Genomic DNA, 26,243 nt, shown 5'->3' with positions numbered 1-26,243 from the left:
TGCCCATGGCTCGGCGCAAGGCCACACCCTCCGGTAATTCCCTGTCCCGTATCGCCACCCGGCCCGAGCAGGCCGAGCAACTGTTGCAGGCTGGCCTCGGGTCGGCCTTTGCCATTGCCCGTGGCAACCTCGACAGCTTGATGCAGCGCATCCCCGGCCTGGCGGGCGAGGACGCCCGGCGTCTGCACCAGCGTGCCAGTGCCCTGGCGGTGCTGGCTGCGCGTGAGTATCGCGAGGAGCGCCTGACGACCGAGGACAGCGGCGACCAGCCGTGGCGCACCGGGCTCCGCGCCTTGGTCGAGGGCCCGACCTTTGAAAGCCAGTTCAGCCCGAGTTGGAGCGATAATTGCCTACCCGGCTCGATCGAGGCCACTACCTCGCCGGCTGCCTATTTGACCGCGCTATTCACCTGGGTCACGAGAGTGATCGAGCCGCTGGCCAACACTGAGGAGGCTACGCCCATCCTGCTTGCCGAGCGGCGCCCGGACCTGGCTGCGCTGCTGCTCGACAACCAGGCCCTGGAGCGGGTTGAGCCGACCATCGGCATTGTCAACGAAATCCTCGAAGGCGCCGCGCGCCGTCATCTCGACGAGCTCAACCAGAAGACCCTGGCGGTTGACGATGCCTTGCTCGAGTCGCGCTATCCGCTGGGCTTGCCGTTCGAACGCTACATGTCGCAAATCAACAACATCCTCCAGCCAAAGAACTACGGACTCGGCGACCTGGTGCGCCAGCTCGATCCGGAGTTTCCCTATTTCTGCCGTCTCGGCCTGCATTCGCTGCGCTCCGACGATGCGCTGCAGATGGACACGGCACTGGGCCCCGAGCAGCGTGCCCTGCTCCTCGAAGCGGCATATTTCCCCCGTGGCGCGCGGCGCGCCAGCGCCCGCACGGTACAGACCCTGACCAACCCGCGCACGTTGTTGCGCGAGTCGCTGCATACCCTGCAGAACGCTTTCTTCATGCGTCACTATGGGGCGGAGAAGGCCGAGGATCTCTTGCCGCTGAGCGCCTTCTGTCTGCGCACCGGGCTGAACCAGGACGGCATTGAGTCGCTGCTGTCGATACAGCGCTATGCGCCGGTAGCGTCTCCGAACGTGCCAGGGCTGACAGTACCGGGGCCGGCGCGCTTCGGCTCGGTCTATATCAACAGCGGCATCGAGCCGGCAATCGGTGTGAGCACGGTCGACAAGCAACACCGCCTCAGCGACTGGAGCAACGACCATTTCGACCGCATGCAGCGCATGATCCGCCTGGCACGCTGGCTCGAGCTGCCCTTCGGCGAGACCGACCAGCTCCTCGACGCCGCTTTGCAGGCCGAATATGGTGAGGCGGGCCGGGGGCGCGAAATCACCGAGAACACCCTGCGTGCCCTCGGACTTTTCCGTCGCCTGCGCCGTGACTTCAAAGTCCAGGCCGAGGAGTTCGCAGCGCTCCTGCAAGGTGTCGCCCTGTATGCCCGAGGGAGCGAGATCCCGCAGTTCGACCGGGTCTTCAATGACCCGACGCTGTTCAGCGAGCCGCTGGTGCTCGATGGGCGCCCTTTCAATATCGCGCCTGGCAACGAAGTGGAGTATCGCCGCATCCACCATCTGTGCGCGGCCTTGGGCATCGATTACGAAACCTACCTGTACCTTGCCCGCTACATCGTCCAGACAGGGGATCAGCAGGCGCTCCTGGCCAAAGGGCAAGCCGAGGTGCTGCATTGGTCACATTCGGTCATTTCCGCCTTCTACCGCCTCGCCCGCTTGCCGGCGTTGCTCGGTCTCACCAGCATCGAGGCCTTGGCGCTGCTGCAACTGATCGGGGAGCGCGGGCATCAGTACGTTTCGCGCCTGGTCAATACCACCCTGGCCATTCATCAGCACAGTGACCTGAGCGACACCCTGAGCGTGGTGCAGTCGATGGCCGATGCCGTGCAGTGGTGCCGGGAGCATGACCTGAGTGTCTCCTGGCTCTACCAGCATCTGATGCCGCTGGCACCACCAGCGGCCGCCAGTGGTGTCGAGCTGGACTTGTTGCGGCAAATGCACGGACGCATGTTGCCGACCTTGCTCAGTAATATGGTTTTCAGCGATGCGGGATTGCCGATGATTTCCGGCAAGGACGAACCCACCCCCATCGACTGGATGACCCTGTTGCAGGTTTTTGTCTCCAAGGAAGGATTGATCGTCGAACCGGGCGAGTACCCGAACATCGAGGATTATGAAGCCGCGCTGAAAAGTCGGCTGGAATTGATCGTGGACAATCTTGAGCTGGAAGACGGTCCGCATATCGTCATCCGCGTCTTCCAACTGGTGATGGATGCCCGCTCGGCTCAGCACGCGCTGGTCTGGGAGTCACTGGCCAGCAGCTTCGGGGGCAGCGCCGAGTTGAGCCAGGAAGTACTGGCCTGGGCGGGTGGCAGCAGCTACCAATTGCTGGAGGAGGTCCATGAGCTGTTTGTGGAGGAGGATCCGCTGCCAGTGCCGATTGGCGACGATATTCTCGAATTGCTTGCACGCCTTGGTCACCGTATGGGCATCGTCGAGCAACTCGGTCTTAGCCCCTTGGCACTGCGAAGCTGGCGCCTGCACCCGGAGTGGTTCGAGGGAGAGATGGGCGGTGACGGTGGCACCATCACGTTCGCTAATCTCCACCTGCTGACCCAGTACCACTATTTGCTGGCGTTTACCAAGCAGGCCGAGCAGGTGCTGCTGGACTATCTGAAACTGGTCAACAACCTGCCACCGGACCTCACCGAGCAGGACCTGCAACTGATCCGCGAGGACGCTGCCGGCAAGATTGCGCAATTCACCGGTTTCGGTGTACGCGACATCCTCGAGACTGCCGCAGAGATCACCGATAACGGGCTGATCGTCACGGTTCGGCAACTGGGTCATCTGGTCCGAGTACGCCAGGCCTGTACCAAACTGCAACTGGGCAGCGCGGCGGCCGTTGCGTTGAGCCGGCTACGTAGCAACAGCCTGCGCGAGGAGTACCGTGCTGCGGCCGAGAGCGCCCTGAGTAGCCTGGTGGAGCAGCAAAGGGGGCAATCGACGGCCCAAGGCGAGCTAGGTCAGAGCGAGGCTTCGTGGATCGTGGTGGATGTGCTGCGTCTGGTGGCCAAGGCGGGGGGCAGGGCGATATGCCTGCTGACCGTGAAGAACTTTGCCGGCGAGCCTCTGCCGGGGATCACCGTCACCTGGGAAACCGATCATTCACGACTCGGCGGTCCCTCTTCGTTCACCACGGACGAAAACGGCCAGGTGGAAAACTATCTGCTGGCCGGCGAGGAAATGGGAACCGCCCAGATCATTGCTCGTTTTGGTCTCGACCGGCAGATTCTTGCACCGTTGATCCTGATCGATTGCGATGAGACCTCCCTGACCATCAAGGACCCGGTGTGCGCGCCGATGGAGGCGTTGGCCGGCAACCTGGCATTGATCGAATATGGTCTGCGCCTCGAGGACGACTTTGGCAACCCCGGGCGCGATCGGGTGCTGGAGTGGAGCACCGACCTTGGGACTTTCGAGCGCCCGCAGACCCGTACCGATGCCAAAGGCCTGGCCAGTGCGCGTCTGCGCAGCCTGTCGTCCGGCGAGGCGGTGGTGGTGGTCAGGCTGCCGCTCAATGGCGAGGCGCATACCTACGAGGCGGTGGAGTTTCTCGAACAGCAGTACTTCCAGTATGTGCGGTTCAACGGGCCGGTGGCCGCCACCCAACCCGTCACCGTGACCTGTCGGGCGGTCAATCTCGATGGCAGTCCGCAAGACAAACTGACCGCGCATTGGGATGCCGATGTCGGCAGTTTCAGCGCCGACCGCAGTATTACCGATGCGCAGGGTATCGCCAGCATCGAGTACACCGCCGATGAACCCGGCGAGGTGACAGTCACGGTCAAGGCTACGTTCAACGACAAACCGTTGCAGCCCTTGTCGTCCGAACGCACGACGATTCATGAACTGCCCAGATTGGTGGAAATGGAACCTGCCGAACAGTTCTACATCGTCGGTCAGTTCCTGGCGGCCACCTTCCGTGTGCGTCTGGAACCAGCTGCGGCGGAGTTGCCGGTGACCTGGTGGAAGGGCGACGAACTGCTGGCGACGACCAAGACCACTGCCGAGGGTGTGACGGGCTACCAGGCACATTTCAATGACAATGAGGTGGGCACTCACACCATCACCGTGAAGTCGGTGCGCGCGGGTGACGAGTTTAATTTCAAGGTGAGGGTGGTGGCACAGCACGCAGAGCTCGTGGCGCAAGTAGGGTCGAACAGTCCGGGCATGGTGCCGGTCGATGCAGTCAAGGGCGCGTACTGTATCGACCCCGGCCTGAGTTCGAGCCTTTTAGTACGTGCCGTGCGCAACGACGGCGAGGGCGACAGCCAGGGACGTATGACCTTCAGTCTGGGCGAGGGCGCGAATCCGGCTTCTCTGGGCGTTACGTTCAGCCCGCCCTTGGGCCAGCTTCTGGATTGCGCAGAAGATGGCGGTGTGACATTGCAGATTGACTGCAGCAAGGCAGCCTTCCTGGCTGACAGTGACCCTTACTCCAACGACATCGTTCTGAACGTGAAGTCGAACCTTGGCGTCACCCTAGCACTGAAGTTCAGCTTGCGATACCTGCTTGATCTGGAGAAGAGCGAGTTGCACTTCTTCCGGGGACCCCTGGATGGCAAGGATCATGCGGCATTCGGTGGCCGCCTGGCTCGGCGCAACGGAGCGGCACCCATGACGTTGCCGGAAGGACAGACTCGCGTGCAACTGTTCCTTGCTGGCGCTTCGTCGCAAGTGGCCGACCTGACTTCCTACGGACAGGGTGATGTTTGGCTGCCTTGTACTTCCTTTACAGGTGACTTGGGTGCCATTGAATCGAAATGTCGTTTCAATCGGACAGGTGACTTGTCCAGACGTGTGCATTTCGTTGGTTCGGATACCTTCGAGGCCAAGCGGATCATAAGCGAAGCCACCTTGACGCTGCTGCCAGCCACCGATTCAGGCATTGTCGGCAGTGGGAACACTTTCGTGGCCGACCAGGGAGATACGTCCCGGCTCGTGCTGACGTTGAGTGATGCCGGAGGCGGCATCAGTGGTTTGCCACTGCTTCCTGGAAAAAAACAGGTTCAAAGCGTGGAATTCCGTGGAGGTGGGCCTACCGATGCGAACGGCCAGACCTGGCTAGACGTCGATGCGCGCAATGCGCTGATCGAAGGTCAGTACCCACTGTTGATTTCCCTTGGCCATTTGTCTCGCACCCTGGATTTGCTGGTCCGCGAACTGATTGCCACGGATGTTGAAATGACCCGTGAAGCCGAAACGCTCATTCGGATCAATGTCCATTACGCCCGAAGGAAAGGCTTTGTCTTCACCGAAGATGGCCAGAGCTACCTGTTCGAGCTTCATATAGATGACACCATGAGAAACCTTAGAGCCACTCCAGAGGCGCATGGGTTCACGCTCGGAACATTAGCGAATACGTCTGAAAATCTTCTTCGGCTTGCGCTGGGTCATTTAACCGACAGACGTTTCTGTCTGTACGGACCTACCGAATTTCCCATCATCGCCGACAGTGCTTCTGGAGTTGAATCATGAACCCCATCTTCGCCAAGCTCGCCGAAGACCTCCGCGATGCGCTGGTCGCCTACTACCTCGGCCAGATTGTCCCGCAACACTCGGTGGAAGCCGGGCGCGGCCTGGTCACCGAGCAGGACCTTTACGAGTTCCTGCTGATCGACAACCAGGTCAGCGCCAAGGTCGATACCAGTCGCATCGCCATGGGCATGGCCAGTATCCAGCAATATATCCACGCCATCTTCAACGGCATGGAGCCTGGCTACCTGGGCATGCTCGAAGGCAGCGAGCAGCAGCAGTGGCGGGTGGCGAAAAGCGAGTATGCGGTTTGGGGCGCCAACCAGATGCTGCGCGACTACCCGGAAAACTACCTGGTGCCCAACCTGCGCCTGAAACAGACTACGGCTTTCCGCGAGTTCCTCGGCGATACCGACCAGAGCCGGATTTCCAAGGACTCGGTGCAGCGCGCGTTGCAGCATTACCTGGACAAGTTCGAGACGATCAGCAACCTGGAGGTGGCCACCGGCTATATCGATGGGCTGGATTTGCGCAATGCCGACTACTACTTCATCGGCCGGCAGAACGTCGAGCCGCGTGCCTGGTTCTGGCGCAAGGCGGCGGTTCGTTTTGGCGATCCCGAGGAGGCGCGCGCCGAGGATGACGACTACCTGAGCCCTACGGCCTGGAGCGAATGGATGCCGGTGGAGGTGCCGAAGGGCGACGAAGTGATGCATATGCGTCCGCTGGTACTGGAAGGGCGGCTGTATGTGGTCTGGATCGAGGAGCGCGTCGAGCAGAAGGCGGTCCCCGCCGAGCGGGCCGAGGTGCCGGGGCTGATGGAGCCGGTAAACCGTTATCGTCTCAAGCTGGCCTATCGCACGCTGGAGGGAACCTGGTCGGTACCGATGAGCTATGACCTGCAGCATGAGGGGGCACGGGTCTATACCCGCCTGATGGCCTTCGTCAACCTAGCCGACCCGCAGGACAAGAAGATCGTCATCGGCTTTGCGCTCAACAAGGACGCGATGCTCGAGGGCCTGGTTCTGGATATGCGTTTCAGGGTGCTGCTTCATGAGCAATTCACGCCGAAACCTCCTGAGAACGAGAACGAACCGCCGACCGAGACGCAGAGGATCGCTCACGGCATTCGCCACTTCGTCGAGCCGCCCAACGCCCTGCAGCACCCTCTGGTCAGCGACAAACCCTTGAATGTGACGGTGCGCAATGTGCGCGACGGGGAGCATGCCGTCCAAGGCCCGTTCAATGGCCGCCTGCACCTGGACTGCCAGCTCGGCTTCAATGGCAATGGGCCCTATTTCTGGCTGCAGGGTCGCTCCAACCTTGCACTGGGTTATCACGGACCGGCCCAGGCGGCGTTCGTCATGGACGGTTACCGAGGGGATACCAAGGATTGGACATGGACGAACACGGTTATCCTCAACGGTAATGTGCAAACCACGGTGATAACCAAACCTGTCGTTCAGGACGAACAGCTCGTGGTTGCGCTTGGTTTCCCGCCATTCGATTCGATCAATCACTATGAGGTCACCGTGTCGGGCGTGGTTCCCAAGGCACCGCTACTGGTCGGGAACAAAGGTGGCCAGTACCTGGACCTGGGTAACCTCGGCCTGAAAGGCCTGCGGTACGTGCGTTTGAACACGCTCTTCGCCAAAGAGCTGGTCGCCCGTGCCCTGATCTCGGTGGACGCCCTGATCAATTGGGACTCACAGCACATCAAGGAGCCGCCATTACCGGGAACTACCCAAGAGCAGCACATGGACTTCCACGGCGCCAACGGTCGCTACTTCTGGGAGCTGTTCTTCCATATCCCTCACGCCGTGGCTTGGCGCCTGAACAACGAGATGGATTTCCAGGGCGCCGAAGAGTGGCTGCACTACATCTTCAATCCGCAGGCGCGGATCAAGCCGACCAATCCCCCCAGCCCCTACTACTGGGGCGTGCGGCCGCTGGACGAACCGGGCCGGGGCGATTACGAGGTCGATGGCATCGCCGATCCGGATGCCATCTGCTATTCGAAACCGGTGCATTACCGCAAGGGCATCTTCGCGTTCTACGTGCAGAACCTGCTGGGCTATGGCGACCTGCTCTACCGCCGCTTGACCCGCGACTCGCTGAACGAGGCCAAGCTTATCTACACCCGCGCCCTGAGCCTGCTCGGGCCGCGTCCGGACAACCGCATGATCGGGCGCTGGGAACCGGTGACCCTGGAGGAGGCGGCGACCCCGGACGAAAGCCTGTTCGCGACGATCGAGGCGCAACTGCCGGCCGGGCTGCCGCTGCAACTGGCGCCCGACAGCACGCCCTGGCTGGAACTGCTCGATTCGCCGCGTTTCCGCCTGCCGGTCAACACCCAGTTGCTGGACCTGTGGGACCAGTTGGAAAGCCGCATCGGCAACCTGCGCAACAACCTGACCATCGACGGCAAGCCGCTCATGCTGCCGCTCTACGCGAAGCTACTTGATCCGCTGGACCTGCTGCGCGCGCAAAACAGCGGCAGCGGCCTGGTGCAGCGCAGCGTCGGCAGCATGGCGCCGGTGCTGGCGTTCCGGTTCCGGGCGCTGCTCCCGCGGCTGCAAAATGCGGTGGAAACGCTGAGCCGCTTTGGCGAGCAGGTGCGGATGTACCGTGAGCTCAAGGACCGTGCCGAGCAGGAAGAACTGCAACATGCTCACGTCCTGGAGCTTTCGCAGTTCGCCATCCAGTTGCAGGAGGTGGGGCTGGAGCAGGCTGATGCGACCCTGCTGGCGCTGGAGGCAAGTCGTCGGGTGATCGACCAGCGACGGGCACATTACGACCGTCTGGCGGATGAAGACATGTCCTTGGGCGAAATGGATTCGCTTGCGTTCCAGACGGCTGCTGCCGTGTCCTCCGCTATCGGCGAGGGCTTCGAAACCGCTGCCGGAGCCTTGCAAATGGGGTCCGTAGTCGTTACCACATTTGGTGGCGGCCCTATCCGCCTGGGTTCCGCATTGTTGGCGACCGCAGGCGTGTTTCAACTGGTGGCCTCTGGTCAACGCATCACCGCTGACCGGCTAAGCTCGAACGAGCAATACCGACGCCGCCTTCAGGACTGGGAGCTGCAACGCGACCAGGCCGCCGCCGAACTGGAAGCCATTGACGAACAGATCACTGCCCAGCGTAGCGCCATCGATATGGCCAAGGTGCAGATAGCCCAAGCCAGCAAGGCCGAGCAGCAGGCCCAGGACTACTACCGCTTCCTCAAGTCCCGCAGCACCAACGCCGGGCTCTACCAGTGGCTGCTCAGCCAGATGTCGACCTTCTACTACCAGGCCTACGACGCGGTAGTCGCCCTATGCCTGAACGGCGAAGCCAGTTGGCATTACGAAATGGGCGACTACCAGACCCGCTTCATCCAGCCGAACGTCTGGTTCGACAACCACTTCGGCCTGACCGCCGGCGAGGCCCTGCGCCTGCAGTTGCTGCGCATGGAGGCGGCCTGGCTCAAGCGCTTCGAACGGCGCCAGGAACTGGTGCGCACCATTTCGCTCAAGCAACTGTTCAACCAGCCTGGCAGCGACCAGAACTGGGAGACTGCGCTGAAGGGCGTGATCAACGAGGGTGTGCTCAATTTCGAACTGGCACCGCGCCTGTTCGATGGCGACTATCCGGGGCATTACCTGCGCCAGCTGGTCAGCGTCTCGGTCTCGCTGCCGGCGCTGGTCGGCCCTTACCAGGATGTGCGCGCGGTGCTCACCCAGGTTTCCAGCCGTACCGTGCTCAAGGCCGATCCGCGGGCAATGAACGAGCTGTACAACCAGCCGGAGGGCGACGCCAGCCACATCCTCTACAACCCCCGCGCCAGCCAGAGCATCTGCCTGTCACGCGGCATCGACGACCACGGCGTGTTCCAGCTCGACTTCAACGACGAACGCTACCTGCCATTCGAGGGTACCGGCGCCTTGTCGCACTGGGAACTGCGCTTCCCGCGGCACGCCGAGCAAACCGACATGCTCGAAAGCCTGACCGATATCATCGTGCAGTTGCGCTATACGGCGCTGGATGGCGGGCCGGACTTTGCCGGGCATGTGGAGGGGTTGCTTGGGGATTGAGGCGGATGCATGGCGGTAGGTGTTCGGCGCTATTGAGATCGAGCGCCGCTTGCGCGGCGCATCGCTGGCAAACCAGCTCATAGAACAAAACATAACTTTTTGATTTTGCAGGGTCTTTGTGGGAGCGGGTTTACCCGCGATTGCTATGGTGGATTCACTATTGCAATCGCGGCGGCTTGTGGGAGCGAGCTTGCTCGCGAACGGCGGCGAAGCCGTCGCAAAACCTGAGTCCGCGTCTGGCCTGACACACTGAGGTGGATGGCTTTGGGGCCGCTTTGCGGCCCTTCGCGACGGTTCGGCGCTCCGACAAGCTCGCTCCCACAGGGTGTGCGCCGCGCTCAAGAACTGTTCTCTGCGTGACAGCGCAGCCTGCAAGGCTGGGCGGACTCCCACAATCATTGCGGCGCGTTTCATGCTTCGCCCTGCATTTCTTCCCAGGTGTCGTTCTCGTCCTCGCTGATGCTGTACCACGGCAGGTAGCGTTGCCGACGCAGGTAGCCCTTGGCGGTCAGCACGCGGATTTCCCGGCCCAGCGGGTCGTAGAACTGCTGGTCGTTGTAGCCGAACAGCTTGAACGAGGCGTCGTTGATGTAGCGCCAGCGCTCGGCGAAGTAAGGCCGGTAGACCCGCACCGGCAGGCCCTTGTTGTTGTATTCGACCCGCTCGCTGACCCGCCAGCGCGCAGCCGCCTCCACCAGCACCGGCTTGCCGTCTTCCAGGCGCAGTTCGCCGTTGTCGTCGACGGCGTAGGCCAGGCCCGGCTCGACCCGCTGCTTGCTCTGCAACGCGCGGCCGAAGCCGTCGCTGCTGCTCAGGCTGATGCGGATCTGCAGTTCGGGATCGCCCGGGTAGCGGTCGGCCAGCAGCACGGCGCTCTGCACCGGCTGGCGGGTTTCCACGGGTTGCATCCAGCTGAAGGCGTCGTAGTAGCAGGCGCTGGCGGCGTTCTGCAGGGCGGCGTGCGGGTCGTCGATGGCGCTGGCGAGGTCCTCGCTGTCGCGATGGTATTCGCTCAACGGCGCGAAACCCGCCGCTTCACCGTTTTCGGTGCCGTGGAAGCTGCTCGCCAGGAGCCGGCCGAAGCCGTCGTACAGAGCTTCCTGGATATTGTCGTTGGGGTCGGTGATGTGCCGCGGTTGCAGGCAGTGATAGTCGAATTCGGCCAGGGTCCGGCAACCATCGGGCAGGGTGATGCAACTGACCTGGCAGTGATAGGGGTCGTGGGTCACTTCGGTGACACCGTGGCTGCGGGTTTCACGGAAGGCCTGGGTGCGGTGGAACGCGCTGGCCGGCGCGTAGGTGGTGAAGCCCTGGCGGATGGCCCAGAGCTCCAGCTCCGGCTGTTCCGGCAGGAACGCCGGCATGCGCTCGTAGTTGAGTTCGACCAGCTTGTCGCGCAATTCGTCGCGGCTCATCACCCGGTCGTAGGCCTGCATCGCCTGTTCGTTCAGTTCGGCACTCTCCAGGTAACCGGGCAGGGCCTCGAAGCTGGCCTGGCCATCGGGCAGGTCTTCCCGGGTGGTCATGTCGGGCGCCTGGTAGCGTTGCACGGTCTGCCCGCTGAAGACCCGCTCGGCGTCCTCGCCCAATGGGCTTTCCGGGCCGACCAGGTGCTCGTAGCTGATCTGCCGCAGCGGCAAGGCCGTGCGCGCCAGCATCACCACGTTGTTGCGCTGGCGCCAGGGCAGGCCGAGGCGCCAGCCCTGGGCGTCGCTGAGGTGGATGGCCTGGCTGCGGGTTTCGTTGAGGTAATGGTTGTACTGCGCGTCGTCATGGGCGTCGCGCCACCAGGTCTGTTCATGCTCGGTGTCGAAGGGGGGCGGGTCACTGACATGGCGGCGGCGTGCGCAATGGATGACCACGGCATGGGTCGGCTGGGCGTAGGCGTCATGGGCCAGGTTGATGCTGTGCTGGCAGCGTGGGTCGTCGGCCTGGCGCTCGTAGTTCAGGCTGATGCTTTCCAGTACCAGCGGCAGCATGCGCGCATAGGGCTGGTGGGCGCCGGCGGGGGCCAGTTCGCGCAACAGGTAGCGATGCTGCTCCACCGCGTAAGGCACCGCCGCGTGCGGACTGTCGTCGAGGCCGTAGTGCTCGCTGCGGATCGGCGAACCGCTGAGGGCATGGGCCATGGCACGCAGGCGGGCCTCGTCCGGGCTGGCGACGATGTGCTCGGCCGCGTTCTCGAACAGGCTGAGCAGGTCCGGCCCAGGCTCGGCCGCCTCGCTGTCCTGGTAGAAATCATCCCGGGCCGGCGCCGGGTACTGGCCGGTGTGGAACCAGGTCTTGCTGAGGATCGGCGCGGTGAAGTGCGTGTCCTCGTCACCCCGGGCGCTTTCGCTGTCGGTTTGCAGGAGCAGGCCGAAACCGCGCAGCTCCCGCTCATGGCGGTCGTAATGGCCGCGGCGGTACTGCATGCGCTGCACCAGCAGGTTGCCGGTGATCTCGTCGAGCTGGGTCTGCCGGGTGACCACGTGCAGGGTCATGGGCAGGTGGCTGACCGCAGGCTGCCCGGCCTGGCGCAGTTCCGCTTTCTCGTCCAGCCATTCCTGACCGGAACTGCGGTATTCGACGCTGCCGACCGCGCCCATGTTGTTGTCGGTGCGGTTGAGCAGGTAGGGCTTGTGCGCGGTGAAGTCCATGCGCCAGTGGCGTGGCTGCATATGTGGCACGGTCAGGACCAGGCTGGCACAGCCCAGGCCCTGCAGGTCGGCGGCGCTGACCTGGCACAGGCGGTCGTAGCGCACGCCCTGCGGCCAGGGTTGCAGCACCGGCGCCTGCAGGCCGCAGCCGCTGCGGTTCATGAACAGGCGCACGCCGTCGCTTTCCAGGTAGAGCAGATCGCTGGCGCCGGAACCGTCGAGGTCGGCCAGGCGCACCCGTCCGGCATCGAACGCGGCATGCTCGAAGGGCAGGCTGGCGAAGCGGAAGCCTTTGCCGAAGCGGCCGTGGCCGAGGTTCGGCCAGCAGCGGATCTCGTTGTGGCGGATGCGCACCAGGTGCTGCTGGCCACTGCCGAGGATATCGCTGAAAGCCACCAGCTCGGCGCGGTCGTCGCCGATGACCGGCAGGCGGTCGTCCTGGCTATGGGGCACGTCCACCGGCGCGGCATGCCCCTGTTCACGGCGGTTGGCATACAGGCGCACGCTGCGCGGGCCAATCAGGGCCAGGTCGAGCAGGCCGGCACCGCTCAGGTCGGCCAGTTGCGCCAGCGGGTGCAGGGCTTCCGGGGCGACGGCGGCGAACGGCACGAAGGTCGACCAGCTACGGTCCGGGTTGAGGGTGAAGAAACCGTTCAGGCCGGGAGCGCTGATGCACCATTCGAGGCGGCCGTCGCCGGTCAGGTCCTGCAGCGCCTGGCGCAGCGGCCGGCTGCTGTCGGCCAGGGGCAGGCGCGGCAGCAGCGACCAGTCGCCATAGGTCACCCGGTCGTTGCGGGCGTCGTCGTCGCGGCCGCTGGCGTCGCGCAGCGGCTCGCGGTAGTACCAGCCCTTGTCGCTGCTGTGCAGCACGCCGGGCAGGCCCTCGCCGTACAGGTCGACCAACTGGTAGCCGAGGTCATCGTTGAGCCCGGGCATGGCCGGGAATTCGCTGAAGGTGCAGGGCGCCTGCGGATAGAACGGCGCATAGGCGAAGGTCAGCGGCGGCAGGCTGCTGAACTGGCCGCTGGCAGACCAGGCCTGGCTATGGGCACCGACCAGCAGGTTGTAGGACAGCTCGCTGGCCTGGTACTCCAGCAGCAGGCGCTGCACCAGCACCGGTTGAGGCCCCAGTTCGGCCTCGAAGCGGTGGAACATCAGGACCTGCCGGCACAGGCGCAGGTTGCCCAGCTCGAAACCGTAGGCGAAGGTGCTGTGCGAGTCGCTGCGCACGCTCCAGGGCCCGGCCTCGGCGTAGCCGGGCTTGTCCGCGGCCTCGGCGCTGCGCTCGCCGTAGTCGAACAGCACCTCGAAATGCCAGTGCACGGCGTCGAGGGTGTCCGGCTGCCACAGGTACAGCCAGGGGTGGGCGCTTACATTGCCGTAGCAGACCCGGCTCAGGTAGCGCTGGGCGCGGAAGTCGCGGGGATGCTCCGGGTCGAGTCCGGCCAGGTCTTCGCCCTTGTACTGGTAGAGGATGTGCTCGCCATGGGCATTCATGCTCTCTTCCAGCAGCCATTCGCCGACCCGCCGCGAGTCGTCCGGGTCGGTGCTGCGCGAGGAGGGGTTGCGGCCGTAGAAATGCAGGCTGCCGTCGCCGCCGTGGATCAGCCAGAAGCCCGGGTCGTCGGCATCGGCGCGCCAGTGCTCGATGCGCTCGAAGGCGCCTTCGATGCGCGGGAAGTGGCGGATCACCTGGTAGCGGCGGTCCAGGGCCAGGCTGCGGTAGTCATCGACCTCGGTGAACAGCAGGTTGCCGCTCGCATCGCGTTCAGGCAGCCAGACCACCCCGTCCGGGCCAAGGATCACGTCGTCATCGGTGTAGCGCGGCACGCCCTTGCTGGTGCGCCGGGCGACGCAGCCGATGGACAGGCTCCAGCCCATGCCGAACAGGCCGTTGCTGACCGTGCTGCGGTAGTTCAAGGCCAGTGGCGGGGCATAGCCGCGACCAGGGGACACGGGCAAGGGAATGTCGAAGGAGGCCGCCCCCGTGGTGCCGACACCGCCCCAGCCGCTGCCGATGCTCTGGATGGCGCCGCCGCCCTTGGGCAGCGCGGGAAGGGCGACAGCGGGTGTCTGATCCTGCATGACCTATGCTCCATGGACTGTCCATGGAGCAAGAGTGCCTTGGTTGGGGGATTTCGTTAACTGACAAAAATGCTAGGTGGACGACCGTGCCGCGCACCTTGGCAGCCGTTCATGGCGTCCCGAACAACGCCGTCCAGTAGATTCCCGCATCGCTCTTCGGGTCGGTGGCATAGGCCCCGCCCATCTCCCGCAACTGCGGGTTCATCAGGTTCGCACAATGCCCCGGGCTGGCCAGCCAGCCATCGACCACCTTGCGCGGGCTGTCGAGGCCGGCGGCGATGTTCTCGGCGATGCGCTGGCCGCTGTAGCCGGCGAGCTCCGCCCGGTCACCCGGGGTGCGGCCTTCACGGTCGATATGGTCGAAGAAATTCTGGTTGGCCATGGCCCGGCTGTGGCTCTGGGCCGCCCCGGCCAGGGTGTCGTTCCAGCCCAGCGGGGTGGTCGCGCTCATGGCCTGGGTACCGCATTGGCGCGGCTGGGCGCGGGCGCTGTTGATCGCATCGAGCAGATTGCGCCCTTCGCTTTGCCAGTCGCCCAGGCGCGCGCTGAGCAGCGGGCGGGCGACCACGATACGCCATTCACGGTCTTCGCGGCTGACGCCGATATCGACGAACTGCGGGTCCAGCACCACCTGGCAGAAGCTCTCGCGGATGGCTTTCATCGCCGCCCCGGCATCCCGCGGGCCGGACAGGCTGATGGCCTGGACATTGACCATTGGGTAGGCGACCCGGGCCAGTTGTTGTTGCAGGTCGCCCATGCTGGTGGCCGACAGCACCAGGCGCGGGTCGCTGGCCAGCGGTGGCAGCTCCAGGGACGCCTGGTTGGCGCAGGCCTGGGACTGGTTGCGGTAAGCGTTGATCGAGTCGATCAGTTGCGTCTCTTCCGACGCCTGGACCTGGCTGGCGAGCAGGGGGCCGAGGCAGAGCAAGACGAAGCAAAGCATGGAGGAACGGACGCGCATTGAAATCTCCCTGGTACATGAAACCGGCGGGTCCGCGCTGATGGCCCGACCGGAGCCCCGATGGATTGGGGTAAAAATGCAGAACAAGCGGGTGCATGGTAGCCAGAATGGCTACTGCCTGTCGTCTTTGTCCGGCATCAGGCCGTTTGGGTTCCCTGCGACGGATCAGCGCGCAGCGCCATTTTGCGGTTTATAGAAGACAAATCGACTGGTTTGCGCGGTTTTCACGAAGGTTTTTCGCCATGCGGGAGCGGCTTTGCGGTCGTGGAAATAGAGGGCGCCATGGCTGTTGTCGGGGAGCTGGCGGTTGAGGGTCTTGCGCGCAATTTCCTTGGCCTGGAGGAAGGGCTCGTCTTCCTTGATCTGGTCGGCACGGCCATCGCACCACCAGGAGAACTGGCAGGCATGGCGTTCCGATCCCTGCTTGACCACGCCGCAGACGGTATCGGGGAAGCCGTCATGGCCGAGACGATTGAGCACCACGTTGGCCACTGCCTGCATGTCGGCGGCGCTGGCGCCCTTGGCTTCCCAGTAGATGGTGCGTGACAGGCAGGTCAGAGTGTCGTCGAGGGCGGCCTCGCCGTTGGGGTCAACGGCCTTGGCTTCTGTCGGGGTAAGGGTGGTGCCGGGAGCGGGCTTGGCCTGGACCGCGACGGCGTGTTCCAGGGCTTCGGCTTTTTCCTCGGCCTTGTTGGCGACCGGGTCGGCGGCCTGGGCGGTGAGGCTGAGCAGGGCGGTGAGGCAGAGGGTGGTCCACGGAGCGTGCATGGCCGGAGTCTCAGGTTGAGTACCTGATGTATTGACTGCGGGGGAAGTTCAATGATTCCGGGGTTGCCGCCGGACGGTAGCGGTTCGGTTGTTTGCGGTTGTGAAGCGCACTGCTGATCCCTGTGGGAGCTGGCTTGCCAGCGATGAGGTCGGCACAGGCAAAGATGTTGTTCGATCTGGCCAAATCGCTGGCAAGCCAGCTCCCACAGGGTACGCGGCGTATTCAGATCAGTCGTATAGCTCGCAACTGCCAGTTCGCAGTACGCTCCCAGGCAAACGCCGCCGCATGCCGGCTCAATTCATCCAGTTGCCGATCACGCTTCTTCTCCGCCTCGACCATCGCCTTGCGCCCATGCTGCTTGAGCAGGTAGCTGTGGATCTGCTGGATCTCCACCGTGCGGAAGATCGGCGCCACATCCAGCACCGCCAGCTCCGCATCCCCGGCCGGCGCATCGGTGGCCATCAGCACCTGCGGCCCCCGGGCTCCGACCACCTCGAAGCCGAGGGCTTCGAAACACGGCACCTTGCCCTTGCCACAGGCCAGTTCGATACGCGGATGACGCTGGCGCACCTCGTCGAGCATCGCCCGGGCGATCCCGCGGCGACGTAGGTCCTGGCGCACCGCCATATAGGCCACGGCGCAGGCCCCGGGCTCGCCCTCGATCGGCAGGTACAACACGAACCCGGCCAGTTGCTCCTCGTCGCACGCCAGCACCAGCTCCACCGGCAAGCGCGTGCCACCCAGCGCTTGCAGATAAAGGTGCACCTCGAAGCCCAGCGCGTATTGGTACAGGTTGTACAGCGGATTGCTCGGCTGCAGGCCGGTGGCGCTGAGGTCGCTGAAGTTGTCGACCACCAGTTGCATCAGCTGGCTGTGCAGCGGTTCGGCAGGGGCGGTCTGGTGCAAGGTGACAACGGGCATCGCGGGCAAGGCTCCGGAAACGGGACAGGGCCGCCAGTCTACAGGAGCCCGCGCGGAACTCAGACCCTGAATCGCCCCACCAGCGCCGTCAGCTCGCTCGCCAGCCCCGACAGGGTCTGGCTCGCCGCGCTGGTCTGCTGCGCGCCCTCGGCCGAACGCGCCGACAGTTCGCGGATATTCAGCAGGTTGCGGTCCACCTCCCGCGCCACCTGGGCCTGCTCCTCGGCGGCACTGGCGATCACCAGGTTGCGTTCGTTGATCTGCCCGATGGCGGCATAGATGCCTTGCAGCACCTGCTCCGAGGCCTGGGTGGTGTCCAGCGCCGAACGCGCCCGCTCGGCACTGGCGTGCATGGAGCTGACCGCCACCTCGGTACCGTGCTGCACGCTGCCGATCATCTGCTCGATTTCCTGGGTCGACTGCTGGGTGCGGTAGGCCAGGGTACGCACCTCGTCGGCGACCACCGCAAAACCACGCCCGGCTTCACCGGCCCGGGCCGCTTCGATGGCAGCGTTGAGGGCCAGCAGGTTGGTCTGCTCGGAAACCGCACGGATGACTTCCAGCACCTTGCCGATATCGCGGATCTCCCCGGCCAGCAGTTGCAAACGCTCGCTGCCGGCCTGCACTTCGCCGGCCATGGCCTGGGTGCCGTCGAGGGTGTCGCTGACCTGCTGGCGGCTTTGCTCGGCCAGGCGGTTGGAGTCATTGGCGGCCTGGGAGGTGGACACGGCATTGCGCGCCACTTCTTCCACGGCGGTGGTCATCTCGGTGACGGCGGTGGCCGCCTGTTCCAGCTCTTCATCCTGGCGGCGCAGACTTTCCGCGCTCTGTTCGGTGACCGTATTCAGGGCCTTGGCGGAGGCGGCCAGTTGCCCGGCGCAGGCGCCGATCTGGCCCAGGGTGTCGCGCTGGCTGTACTGCATGCGTTGCAGTTCGGCGAACAGCTGGCCGATCTCGTTGCTGCCCGGCACTTTGACCGGCTCGCTCAGGTCGCCGCCGGCAATGCGCTGGAAATGCCGCCCGGCTTCGGCCAGCGGGCGCAGCACGCGCTGCTGGATAAAGCCCCAGCACAGCACCGCCAGCAGCACCGTGGTCACCAGCAAGGCCAGGCTCAGCAGTTGCGCGGTGCGCAGGCGGTTGGCCGACTCGGCCATGATCTGCTGGCTGCGCGCGCTCAGCTCCTTTACCAGCTCCTGGCGCAAGGCCTGCAGGCGGCCCATGGCATTGCCGGCATCGACGTTGACCGCGAAATAACGGTCCAGGGAGTTTTCCAGGGTCGCCTGGCGCTGCCCGGCGATGGCCACGGAATAGGTCTGGAAGGTGCGTTGCAGCTCATCGGCGGTGCCCTTGATTGCCGGATCATCGACGGCGGCGACGAACTCGGCGGTCAGCGCCAGGCTGGCGTTGATCAGCTCTTCGGAGCGGGTCAGGCGGCCCTTGGCACTGTCCATATGGCCGCCTTGCTGTTCGATAAAGCCCGAGGACACGTTGGCGCTGGAACGGATCGCCATCAGCAGGGCGTTGTTCAGGCGATCGGACTGGTGCGCGGTACGGTCCAGCTCGGCGATCTGCGCGTCGCTGCCCACGGCGGCGCGCCAGGCGCTGACGGTGGAGAACAGCAGGGTCAGGCTGAACAGGGACAGCACCCAGAACATACCGGTGCGGATTTTCAGGTCGGCGAACATGCGGGCAGGGCTCCTCGATTGTCGGTCCCGCCACTTGTCGTGTGGGGCGGGTTGCCATTGCTATCGGAGGACGAAGATGACCGCTTGAGGGGTGGAGACCGGGTTGTGTTCGATTATCGAACGGAGATGCTCGGCGCGCTGTCGGCACAGGCGCGGCGGTATTCGCCGGGGGTGACGCCGAAGGCCTGCTTGAACTGGCGGTTGAGGTGGGCCTGGTCGGAGAAGCCCAGGTCCATGGCGACATTGAACGGCAGGTAGCCGTGGCGCAGCAGGGTCCGCGCCCGGGCCAGGCGGCGCTGCTTGAGCCAGGCATGGGGCGGCAGGCCGGTGGCCTGGCGGAACACCCGGGCGAAGTAGAAGGGCGAGAGGTGTACGGCAGCGGCCAGTTCTTCCAGCGAGGGCGGGCAGTCGAGGCGCGCATCCAGCAGCTCGCGGGCCCGGGCCACGGCCAGCGGCTCGTTGCCCGGGGCGCGCGGATCGCGGACCTTAGCGTGGCGTTGCATCAGCAACAAGGCCGCCTCGCGCCATGCCGACTGCTGCTCCAGGGCGCTGGCGCCCTGTTGCGCGCAGCGGTGCAGGCCGAGCAGGGCACGGAACACCAGCGGGTCCTGCAACACGCTACTGCTGAAGCCCGGGGTGCCGCCGGCGCTGAGTTCCAGCTCGTCCAGCACGCCGGTCATATGCGCCACGTCCGGGTAGCAGCCGCGATAGCTCCAGCCGTTTTCGTGGGCGCGGGAGCCGGTGTGCAGTTCTTCCGGGTTGATCAGCACCACGCTGCCCACCGGCGCCACATGGTCGGCGCCGCGGTGCCAGAAGCACTGCGCGCCGGTCTCGATGGCGACGATGGAGTAGCCCTCGTGCACATGAGGCGCGAAGCGTTGCTGGAAATAGCGGGCCTGGAGCAACTCGAGGTTGTCCAGCGCCGGCGCCTGCCAGAAGTGGGTCTGTTCCCGTGGAGCCTGTGTCATGGCGAACCGTTCAGCCACCAGCGATAGACGAAGAAGAAGCCCATGCTCAGCAGCATGCTGAGCAGGGTATTGCGCGTCCAGAGTACCAGCACCACCGCCAGCAGCGAACCCAGCAGGTAGGGGTTGGCCGGATCCAGGTTGAGCTGGTGTTCGGGCAGGAACACGATCGGCCCGCAGATCGCGGTGAGCATCCCCGGCACGGCAAAGCCGAGGAACTGCCGGGCATTGGAGCTCAGGCGCAGCGGCAGGCGGGGCTCGAGGAAGGCGTAGCGGTTGAGGAAGACCAGCAGGCCCATGGCGAAGATCAGGACGAAGACCATCAGCGTGCTCCGGAGAATTTCTGGCAAATGAAGCCGGCGGCCATGCCCAGCAGCCCGGCGGCGACCAGTGCGGTCTCCCAGTGCCAGTAGCTGAACAGCACCGAGCAGAACAGCGCCACCGCCACGCAGACCACGGTCGGCAGGTTGCGCACGGTCGGCGCGATCAGGGCGACGAAGGTGGCAGCGATGGAGAAGTCCAGGCCCAGTTGGTCCAGGTGCGGGATGCTCTGGCCAAGGATGATCCCGGCCAGGGTGAACAGGTTCCACGCCAGGTAGAAGGTGAAACCGACGCCGAAGGCGTACCAGCGGTTGAACTGCTGGCGGTCGTGCTGGCTGACCAGGGCGAAGAACTCGTCGGTCAGCAGAAAGCCCAGGGCCAGGCGCCAGCGGGTCGGCAACTCCGACAGTACCGGGCGCATCGACAGGCCGTAGAGCAGGTGCTGGGAGGTCAGCAGCAGGGTGGTCAGCAGGATCGAGAACAGGTTGGCGCCACCCTTGAGCATGCCGATGGCCACCAGTTGCGCCGCGCCGGCGAAGACGATCGCCGACAGGCCCTGGCTTTCCAGCGGGGTAAGGTTGGCTTCAATGGCCATGGAGCCGGCCAGCAGGCCCCAGGGCGCGACCGCCACGGACAGTGGCAGGCAGGCGATGGAGCCCTTGATATAGGCGGTGCGGGCAAGGGATGGGGACATGGGCGACAGCGTGGTGAGGGACGGCCATGCAGGATGCCAGAGCGCCGCGCGGGCGCCTTGAACAATCTTGCCCAGTTACCTCAGGGGTGCTGGCTGACCAGTTGACGGCGTGCCGCCTGGCAGCCGTTGAGGTCCATGGCCTTTTGCACATAGCTGACGCGCTGGTTGGCATCCAGGCCGGCGAGCAGGCGGTAGACCTCGGCCTGGAAGTCGCGCTGGCGCCCCCATTGCAGGGCCAGGCCCTGCGGGCGTTCGCGCAGGCACAGCAGGCGCACGGCAGGTTGCGGATAGTAGCCGGCGTAGAACGAACTGCGCGCCGCGACCTGCTCCAGGTCCTGGCGGTAGGTACGGTCTTCCAGCAGGTCCGGACACCAGTTGACCACTTCCAGCGCGGCCGGGGCGAAGCCCTGGGCGATGCTCGAACGCAGCAGCGGACAGGCTTCGGCGGCGATCTGTGCGGAGGGCAGGTGGGTGATGTAGTGCAGCGCCAGGCGGTACTCGGCCACCGGATGCTGCAACAGCGCGGCGCGTTGCAGCAGGGCGACGGCGGGTTGCAGGGTCTGGTCGAGGGCCTGGACCTTGCGGATCAGCTCGCCGTCGGTGGGCAGGGCATCCAGCGGCAGGGCGTTGCTTTGCGCGTCGGCCTTCTCCAGCAGGGGCAGCGCCTGGCGGTAGAGCAGGTCGGCATGGGGATCGATGAGCGGATCGCCGGCCAGTGCCGTCAGCGGCAGCAGCCACAACAGGGAGAGCAGGGAGCGGTCACATCGCACGGGGTTGGTCCTGCTGGGCGGCATTCATGGTCTCGGGCACTGTCCATAGTGAGGGAAGAAACTCCTGGCCGGACATTCTAACGGGATGAGGGGCGCGCCGAAACCCGTCGTCGACAAGGTGCCGTGCAGGTAGAATCCGTCCCCTTCGCGGCTTGCGCAAAAACCTGTGGGAGCTGGCTTGCCAGCGATTGGGCCGGACCTGACAACATCTTTGCCATGGCCGGCCTCATCGCTGGCAAGCCAGCTCCCACAGGGTTTTGCAGCGGCCATTGGATTTTTGCCAGCAGAGGAAACTGTGGTGCAGCCACAACAGGGCTTTGTCCTGACCCGCCATTGGCGGGACACGCCCCAGGGCACCCAGGTGGAGTTCTGGCTGGCCACTGATGCGGGCCCGCGCCTGCTGCGCCTGCCATTGCAGACTTCGGTGGCCTTCATCCCCGCGCAGTACGAGGCCCGCGTGCGCGAGCTGCTGCGCGGCGAGCGGGATGTCGAGCTGCGCCCCCTGGCCCTGCAGGACTTCGAGCACCAGCCCGTCCTCGGCCTGTACTGCCGGCAGCAACGCCAGTTGATCCAGTTGGACAAACGCCTGCGCGCCGCCGGCATCGAGGTGCTCGAAGGCGATATCCGGCCGCCCGAGCGCTACCTGATGGAGCGCTTCATCACCGCCCCGGTGGCCTTCAGCGGGCAGGTGGATGCCGACGGCGTGTACCTCGACGCCCAGTTGAAACCGGCCAATGACTACCGCCCGCCGCTGAAACTGGTGTCCCTGGATATCGAGACCAGCGAGCGCGGCGAACTGTATTCCATCGCCCTGGAAGGCTGCGGCCAGCGCCAGGTGTACATGCTAGGCCCGGCCAACGGCGAGCCCGGCGCTGTGGATTTCGACCTCGCCTGGTGCGATTCGCGCGCCGACCTTCTGCATAGCCTCAACACCTGGCTGGCCCGCCATGATCCGGATGCGATCATCGGCTGGAACCTGGTGCAGTTCGACCTGCGCGTCCTGCATGAGCACAGCAAGCAACTGTGCGTGCCGTTATTGCTGGGCCGCGATGCCCAGCCCATGGAGTGGCGCGAGCACGGCAGCCGTACACACTTCTTCGCCGCGGCGGCCGGCCGGTTGATCATCGACGGCATCGAGGCGCTGCGTTCGGCGACCTGGAGCTTCCCGTCCTTCAGCCTGGAAAACGTCGCCCAGACCCTGCTCGGCGAAGGCAAGGCCATCGACACACCGTACCAGCGCATGGACGAGATCAACCGCATGTTCGCCGAGGACCGTCCGGCCCTGGCACGCTACAACCTCAAGGACTGCGAACTGGTCACGCGGATCTTCCGCAAGACCCGCCTGCTGGACTTCCTGCTGGAGCGGGCGACGGTTACCGGGTTGCCGGCGGATCGCAGCGGCGGTTCGGTGGCGGCCTTCTGCCATTTGTATATCCCGCTGATGCACCGCCTTGGCTTCGTGGCGCCGAACCTTGGCGGGCGCGAAGGCGAGGCCAGCCCCGGCGGTTTCGTCATGGACTCCCGGCCCGGGCTCTATGAGTCGGTGCTGGTGCTGGACTACAAGAGCCTGTATCCGTCGATCATCCGTTCCTTCCTGATCGACCCGGTGGGCCTGATCGAGGGCCTGCGCGAACCGGATGACCAGCACTCGGTGCCGGGTTTCCGCCAGGCGCGTTTCTCGCGGACCCGGCACTGCCTGCCGGCCATCGTCGAGCGGGTCTGGCAGAACCGCGAAGCGGCCAAGCGCGACGGCAACGCGCCGCTGTCCCAGGCCCTGAAGATCATCATGAATGCCTTCTACGGTGTGCTCGGCTCAAGTGGTTGCCGCTTCTTCGATCCCCGCCTGGCCTCGTCCATCACCCTGCGTGGGCACGAAATCATGCAGCGCACCCGCCAACTGATCGAGGCCCAGGGCTACGCGGTGATCTATGGCGATACCGACTCCACCTTCGTCTGGCTCAAGAGCGCCCATGCGCCGGAGGATGCCGACCGCATCGGCAAGGCGCTGGTGGCGGGTGTCAACCAGTGGTGGCGCGAGCACCTGCGCGAAGAGTACGGGCTGGAAAGCGCCCTGGAATTGCAGTACGAGACCCATTACACGCGCTTCCTCATGCCCACCATCCGCGGCGCCGAGGAGGGCAGCAAGAAGCGCTATGCCGGGCTGGTGCGGCGCGCCGATGGCAGCGAGGAGATGGTCTACAAGGGCCTGGAAAGCGTGCGCACCGACTGGTCGCCGCTGGCCCGGGAGTTCCAGCAGGCGCTATACCAGCGGATCTTCCAGCGCCAGCCATACCGGGAGTTCGTCCGTGATTACGTGCAGCGCACCCTGGCAGGGGAGCTGGATGAACTGCTGATCTACCGCAAGCGCCTGCGTAGGCCATTGAGTGACTACCAGCGCAACGTCCCGCCGCATGTCCGCGCCGCGCGTCTGGCGGACGAATACAACGACAGCCGGGGCCGGCCGCGGCAGTACCAGCGCGGTGGCTGGATCAGCTACGTGATCACCACCAGCGGGCCGGAGCCGCTGGAGAACCGGCGCAGTCCGATCGATTACCAGCATTACCTGGACCGGCAGTTGCAGCCGGTGGCGGATGCGATATTGCCCTTTGTCGGGGATGATTTCGATGGGTTGATCGATCGGCAGATGGGGTTGTTCTAAAGGGCCCTATCGCTGGCAAGCCAGCTCCCTCAGGGATCGCATGCACCGCGACCCTGTGGGAGCTGGCTTGCCAGCGATGAGGCCATCAGCAGCACCACAAGGTCTATTGATGAATCTGGTTCATGGCGGCATCAAGCCCCGGCGGGTTATGCCCTCGCCGATGCTGTGGCTGAATCGGTTCGATCAGCCATCGAACGGAAACCGCCCATGAGTCTTACCAACCCGAGCGTTTGCCTGCTCTGCCTCGCCGCCCTGCAACTGCCGGTGGCAGAGGCCGGCGAGCAACGCATCACCCGTGCCGGAGAACAGGCGTCCATCGCCGGCTCCGAGCAGTTCTTCACCGGCCGGGTCCGCATCGACCCGGTCTGGCCCGCCGATGACAACCTCAGTGCCTCCGGTGGCCTGGTCACCTTCGAGCCCGGTGCCCGCTCAGCCTGGCACACCCATCCGGCCGGACAGCGCCTGCTGGTCACCGCAGGCGTCGGCCTGGTCCAGGAATGGGGCCAGCCGGTGCAGGTGATCCGCCCCGGCGATGTGATCTGGTGCCCGCCCGGCATCAAGCACTGGCACGGCGCCGCGCCCAACACCGCCATGACCCATCTGGCGGTTACTCCCAGCCTGGACGGCAAGAATGTGAACTGGATGGAGAAGGTCAGCGATGAGCAATACCTCGCCCGTTGAACGCCTGCGCGCCGGCGTGTTGAGCGCTACCCTCTGTCTGGCCGCCGCCGCCGAAGCCAGCACTTCACAGGAGATCACCCAGGTGAACCGATCCGCCGATAGCAGCATCAGCCTTTCCACCACCCTCGATGCCCGCCAGCAAGCCATGGTGCCCATCGCGGCGCTGGCGGCAGCAGGGCAGATGGAGCCGCTCAAGGCTGCCCTGGGCAAGGGCCTGGATGCCGGCCTGAGCATCAGCGATACCCGGGAAATCCTGGTCCAGCTGTATGCCTACGCCGGGTTCCCGCGCAGCCTCAATGCCCTCGGCGTGCTGATGGCGGTGGTGGAAGAGCGCAAGCAGCGCGGTATCGAGGATGTGCCAGGACGTGAACCGCAGCGAGCGATTCCGGTCGGGGATGAACTGCTCGCCGCCGGTACCGCCAACCAGACCCGGTTGTCCGGGGCCCCGGTGGCCGGCCCGTTGTTCGAGTTCGCACCGTTGGCCAACCAGTACCTGCGCAGCCACCTGTTCGGCGATATCTTCGAGCGCGACAACCTCGACTGGCAGAGCCGCGAGCTGGCAACGGTGAGCATGCTGTCCGCCCTGACGGGCGTCGAGCCGCAGTTACAAGCCCATATGCGCATCAGCCTGAACGTCGGCATCAGCGCCGAACAGCTTGAACATCTCGGCCGGGTGCTGGCCGAGGTCGATCCGCACATGGCACGCCGGGCCAGCGAGGCGCTGGCCCGACAGTTGAAGCCATAACCTCAGCGGGTCAGCTTCAGCAACGCCTTGGCGGCGTCTTCGGAACTGGCCGGATTCTGCCCGGTGACCAGCCGCCCATCGACCACCACGAACGGCTGCCAGTTGCCGGTTTTCTCGTACAGCCCGCCCAGGCGCTGGAACTCGTCCTCGATCAGGAACGGCACCACGTCGGTGAGCTGCACATCAGCTTCTTCGCCATTGGTGAACCCGGTGACCCGGCGCCCGGCCACCAGCGGACTGCCGTCGGCGGCCTTGACATGACGCAGCACCCCCGGGGCATGGCAGACGAAACCGATCGGCTTGCCGGCTCGCTCGAAGGCTTCGATCAGGGCGATGGAGCGTGGCGATTCGGCCAGGTCCCACAGCGGGCCGTGGCCGCCCGGGTAGAAGATGGTGTCGAAATCACTGGCCTCGATGCTGTCCAGTTTCACCGTCGAGGCCAGTGCGCGCTGGGCCTCGGGGTCGGCCTTGAAGCGCTGGGTCAGTTCGGTCTGGAAGTCCGGCAGCTCGCTTTTCGGGTCCAGCGGCGGCTGGCCACCGGCCGGGGAGGCCAGCACGACTTCGGCACCGGCATCCTTGAACACGTAGTAAGGCGCGGCGAACTCTTCCAGCCAGAAGCCGGTTTTGTGTCCGGTGTCGCCCAGTTGGTCGTGGGAAGTCAGAACCATCAGTACTTTCATCGGGTGTGTCCTTTCAATCGGGATT

15 protein-coding genes are annotated in these 26,243 nt (G+C 64.9%); 5 read left to right on the top strand and 10 right to left on the bottom strand.

All coding sequences use genetic code 11. The features are described 5' to 3' along the window. Window positions 1-5 precede the first annotated feature (5 nt). Together AC2CQI_RS08200 and AC2CQI_RS08195 are read left to right on the top strand one after the other, a co-directional pair. The gene (locus AC2CQI_RS08200) at window positions 6-5,573 is read left to right on the top strand and encodes a Tc toxin subunit A (protein WP_484579837.1); all 5,568 of its coding nucleotides are present in this window, start codon (window positions 6-8) and stop codon (window positions 5,571-5,573) included. Continuing rightward, window positions 5,570-9,643, top strand: coding sequence for a Tc toxin subunit A-related protein (locus AC2CQI_RS08195; protein ID WP_484579836.1), 4,074 nt, complete (start codon window positions 5,570-5,572; stop codon window positions 9,641-9,643). The genes AC2CQI_RS08200 and AC2CQI_RS08195 overlap by 4 nt, the downstream gene beginning before the upstream one ends. 410 nt (window positions 9,644-10,053) lie before the next feature. Here AC2CQI_RS08195 and AC2CQI_RS08190 read toward each other — a convergent pair whose 3' ends face one another. The 9 genes from AC2CQI_RS08190 to AC2CQI_RS08150 all read right to left on the bottom strand — a co-directional run bounded on the left by AC2CQI_RS08190 (window position 10,054) and on the right by AC2CQI_RS08150 (window position 21,453). Continuing rightward, window positions 10,054-14,367: a SpvB/TcaC N-terminal domain-containing protein gene (locus tag AC2CQI_RS08190; RefSeq protein ID WP_484579835.1), complete on the bottom strand. Its 4,314-nt coding sequence runs from the start codon at window positions 14,365-14,367 to the stop codon at window positions 10,054-10,056. 109 nt (window positions 14,368-14,476) lie between these two features. Beyond that, on the bottom strand, window positions 14,477-15,328 hold the full coding sequence (locus AC2CQI_RS08185) for a CAP domain-containing protein (RefSeq protein ID WP_075801709.1): 852 nt from the start codon (window positions 15,326-15,328) through the stop codon (window positions 14,477-14,479). Window positions 15,329-15,493: 165 nt separating this feature from the next. Further along, window positions 15,494-16,096: a cell wall hydrolase gene (locus AC2CQI_RS08180; RefSeq protein WP_075801710.1), complete on the bottom strand. Its 603-nt coding sequence runs from the start codon at window positions 16,094-16,096 to the stop codon at window positions 15,494-15,496. Between the two features lie 223 nt (window positions 16,097-16,319). Then, on the bottom strand, window positions 16,320-17,018 hold the full coding sequence (locus tag AC2CQI_RS08175; RefSeq protein WP_075801711.1) for a GNAT family N-acetyltransferase: 699 nt from the start codon (window positions 17,016-17,018) through the stop codon (window positions 16,320-16,322). A gap of 59 nt (window positions 17,019-17,077) precedes the next feature. Continuing rightward, the gene (locus AC2CQI_RS08170) at window positions 17,078-18,703 is read right to left on the bottom strand and encodes a methyl-accepting chemotaxis protein (RefSeq protein WP_484579834.1); all 1,626 of its coding nucleotides are present in this window, start codon (window positions 18,701-18,703) and stop codon (window positions 17,078-17,080) included. 113 nt (window positions 18,704-18,816) lie between these two features. Beyond that, complete coding sequence (locus AC2CQI_RS08165) at window positions 18,817-19,671, bottom strand: helix-turn-helix transcriptional regulator (protein ID WP_484579833.1); 855 nt, start codon at window positions 19,669-19,671, stop codon at window positions 18,817-18,819. Next, entirely contained in the window at window positions 19,668-19,994 is a 327-nt protein-coding gene (locus tag AC2CQI_RS08160) for an AzlD domain-containing protein (protein ID WP_484580598.1), read from the bottom strand. Before AC2CQI_RS08160 ends, AC2CQI_RS08165 begins: the two co-directional genes overlap by 4 nt. Beyond that, a complete protein-coding gene (locus AC2CQI_RS08155; RefSeq protein ID WP_484579832.1) occupies window positions 19,991-20,683 on the bottom strand; it encodes an AzlC family ABC transporter permease in 693 nt (230 codons plus the stop codon). The genes AC2CQI_RS08160 and AC2CQI_RS08155 overlap by 4 nt, the downstream gene beginning before the upstream one ends. A gap of 80 nt (window positions 20,684-20,763) precedes the next feature. After that, on the bottom strand, window positions 20,764-21,453 hold the full coding sequence (locus tag AC2CQI_RS08150) for an SEL1-like repeat protein (RefSeq protein WP_484579831.1): 690 nt from the start codon (window positions 21,451-21,453) through the stop codon (window positions 20,764-20,766). A 298-nt stretch (window positions 21,454-21,751) separates the two neighbouring features. Here AC2CQI_RS08150 and AC2CQI_RS08145 point away from each other — a divergent pair, with 298 nt between their 5' ends. The 3 genes from AC2CQI_RS08145 to AC2CQI_RS08135 all read left to right on the top strand — a co-directional run bounded on the left by AC2CQI_RS08145 (window position 21,752) and on the right by AC2CQI_RS08135 (window position 25,538). Beyond that, window positions 21,752-24,112, top strand: a complete 2,361-nt coding sequence (locus AC2CQI_RS08145) for a DNA polymerase II (protein ID WP_484579830.1) — start codon at window positions 21,752-21,754, stop codon at window positions 24,110-24,112. A 207-nt stretch (window positions 24,113-24,319) separates the two neighbouring features. Then, complete coding sequence (locus AC2CQI_RS08140; protein ID WP_484579829.1) at window positions 24,320-24,793, top strand: (R)-mandelonitrile lyase; 474 nt, start codon at window positions 24,320-24,322, stop codon at window positions 24,791-24,793. Further along, on the top strand, window positions 24,771-25,538 hold the full coding sequence (locus AC2CQI_RS08135; RefSeq protein ID WP_484579828.1) for a carboxymuconolactone decarboxylase family protein: 768 nt from the start codon (window positions 24,771-24,773) through the stop codon (window positions 25,536-25,538). Before AC2CQI_RS08140 ends, AC2CQI_RS08135 begins: the two co-directional genes overlap by 23 nt. Before the next feature lie 2 nt (window positions 25,539-25,540). Here AC2CQI_RS08135 and AC2CQI_RS08130 read toward each other — a convergent pair whose 3' ends face one another. After that, entirely contained in the window at window positions 25,541-26,218 is a 678-nt protein-coding gene (locus AC2CQI_RS08130; RefSeq protein ID WP_484579827.1) for a type 1 glutamine amidotransferase domain-containing protein, read from the bottom strand. Between the last annotated feature and the right edge of the window lie 25 nt (window positions 26,219-26,243).

Source organism: Pseudomonas sp. P2S-1, assembly GCF_057197725.1.
The sequence above is the reverse complement of the archived record's forward strand: the minus strand, read 5'-3'. Positions and strand labels throughout refer to the sequence as shown.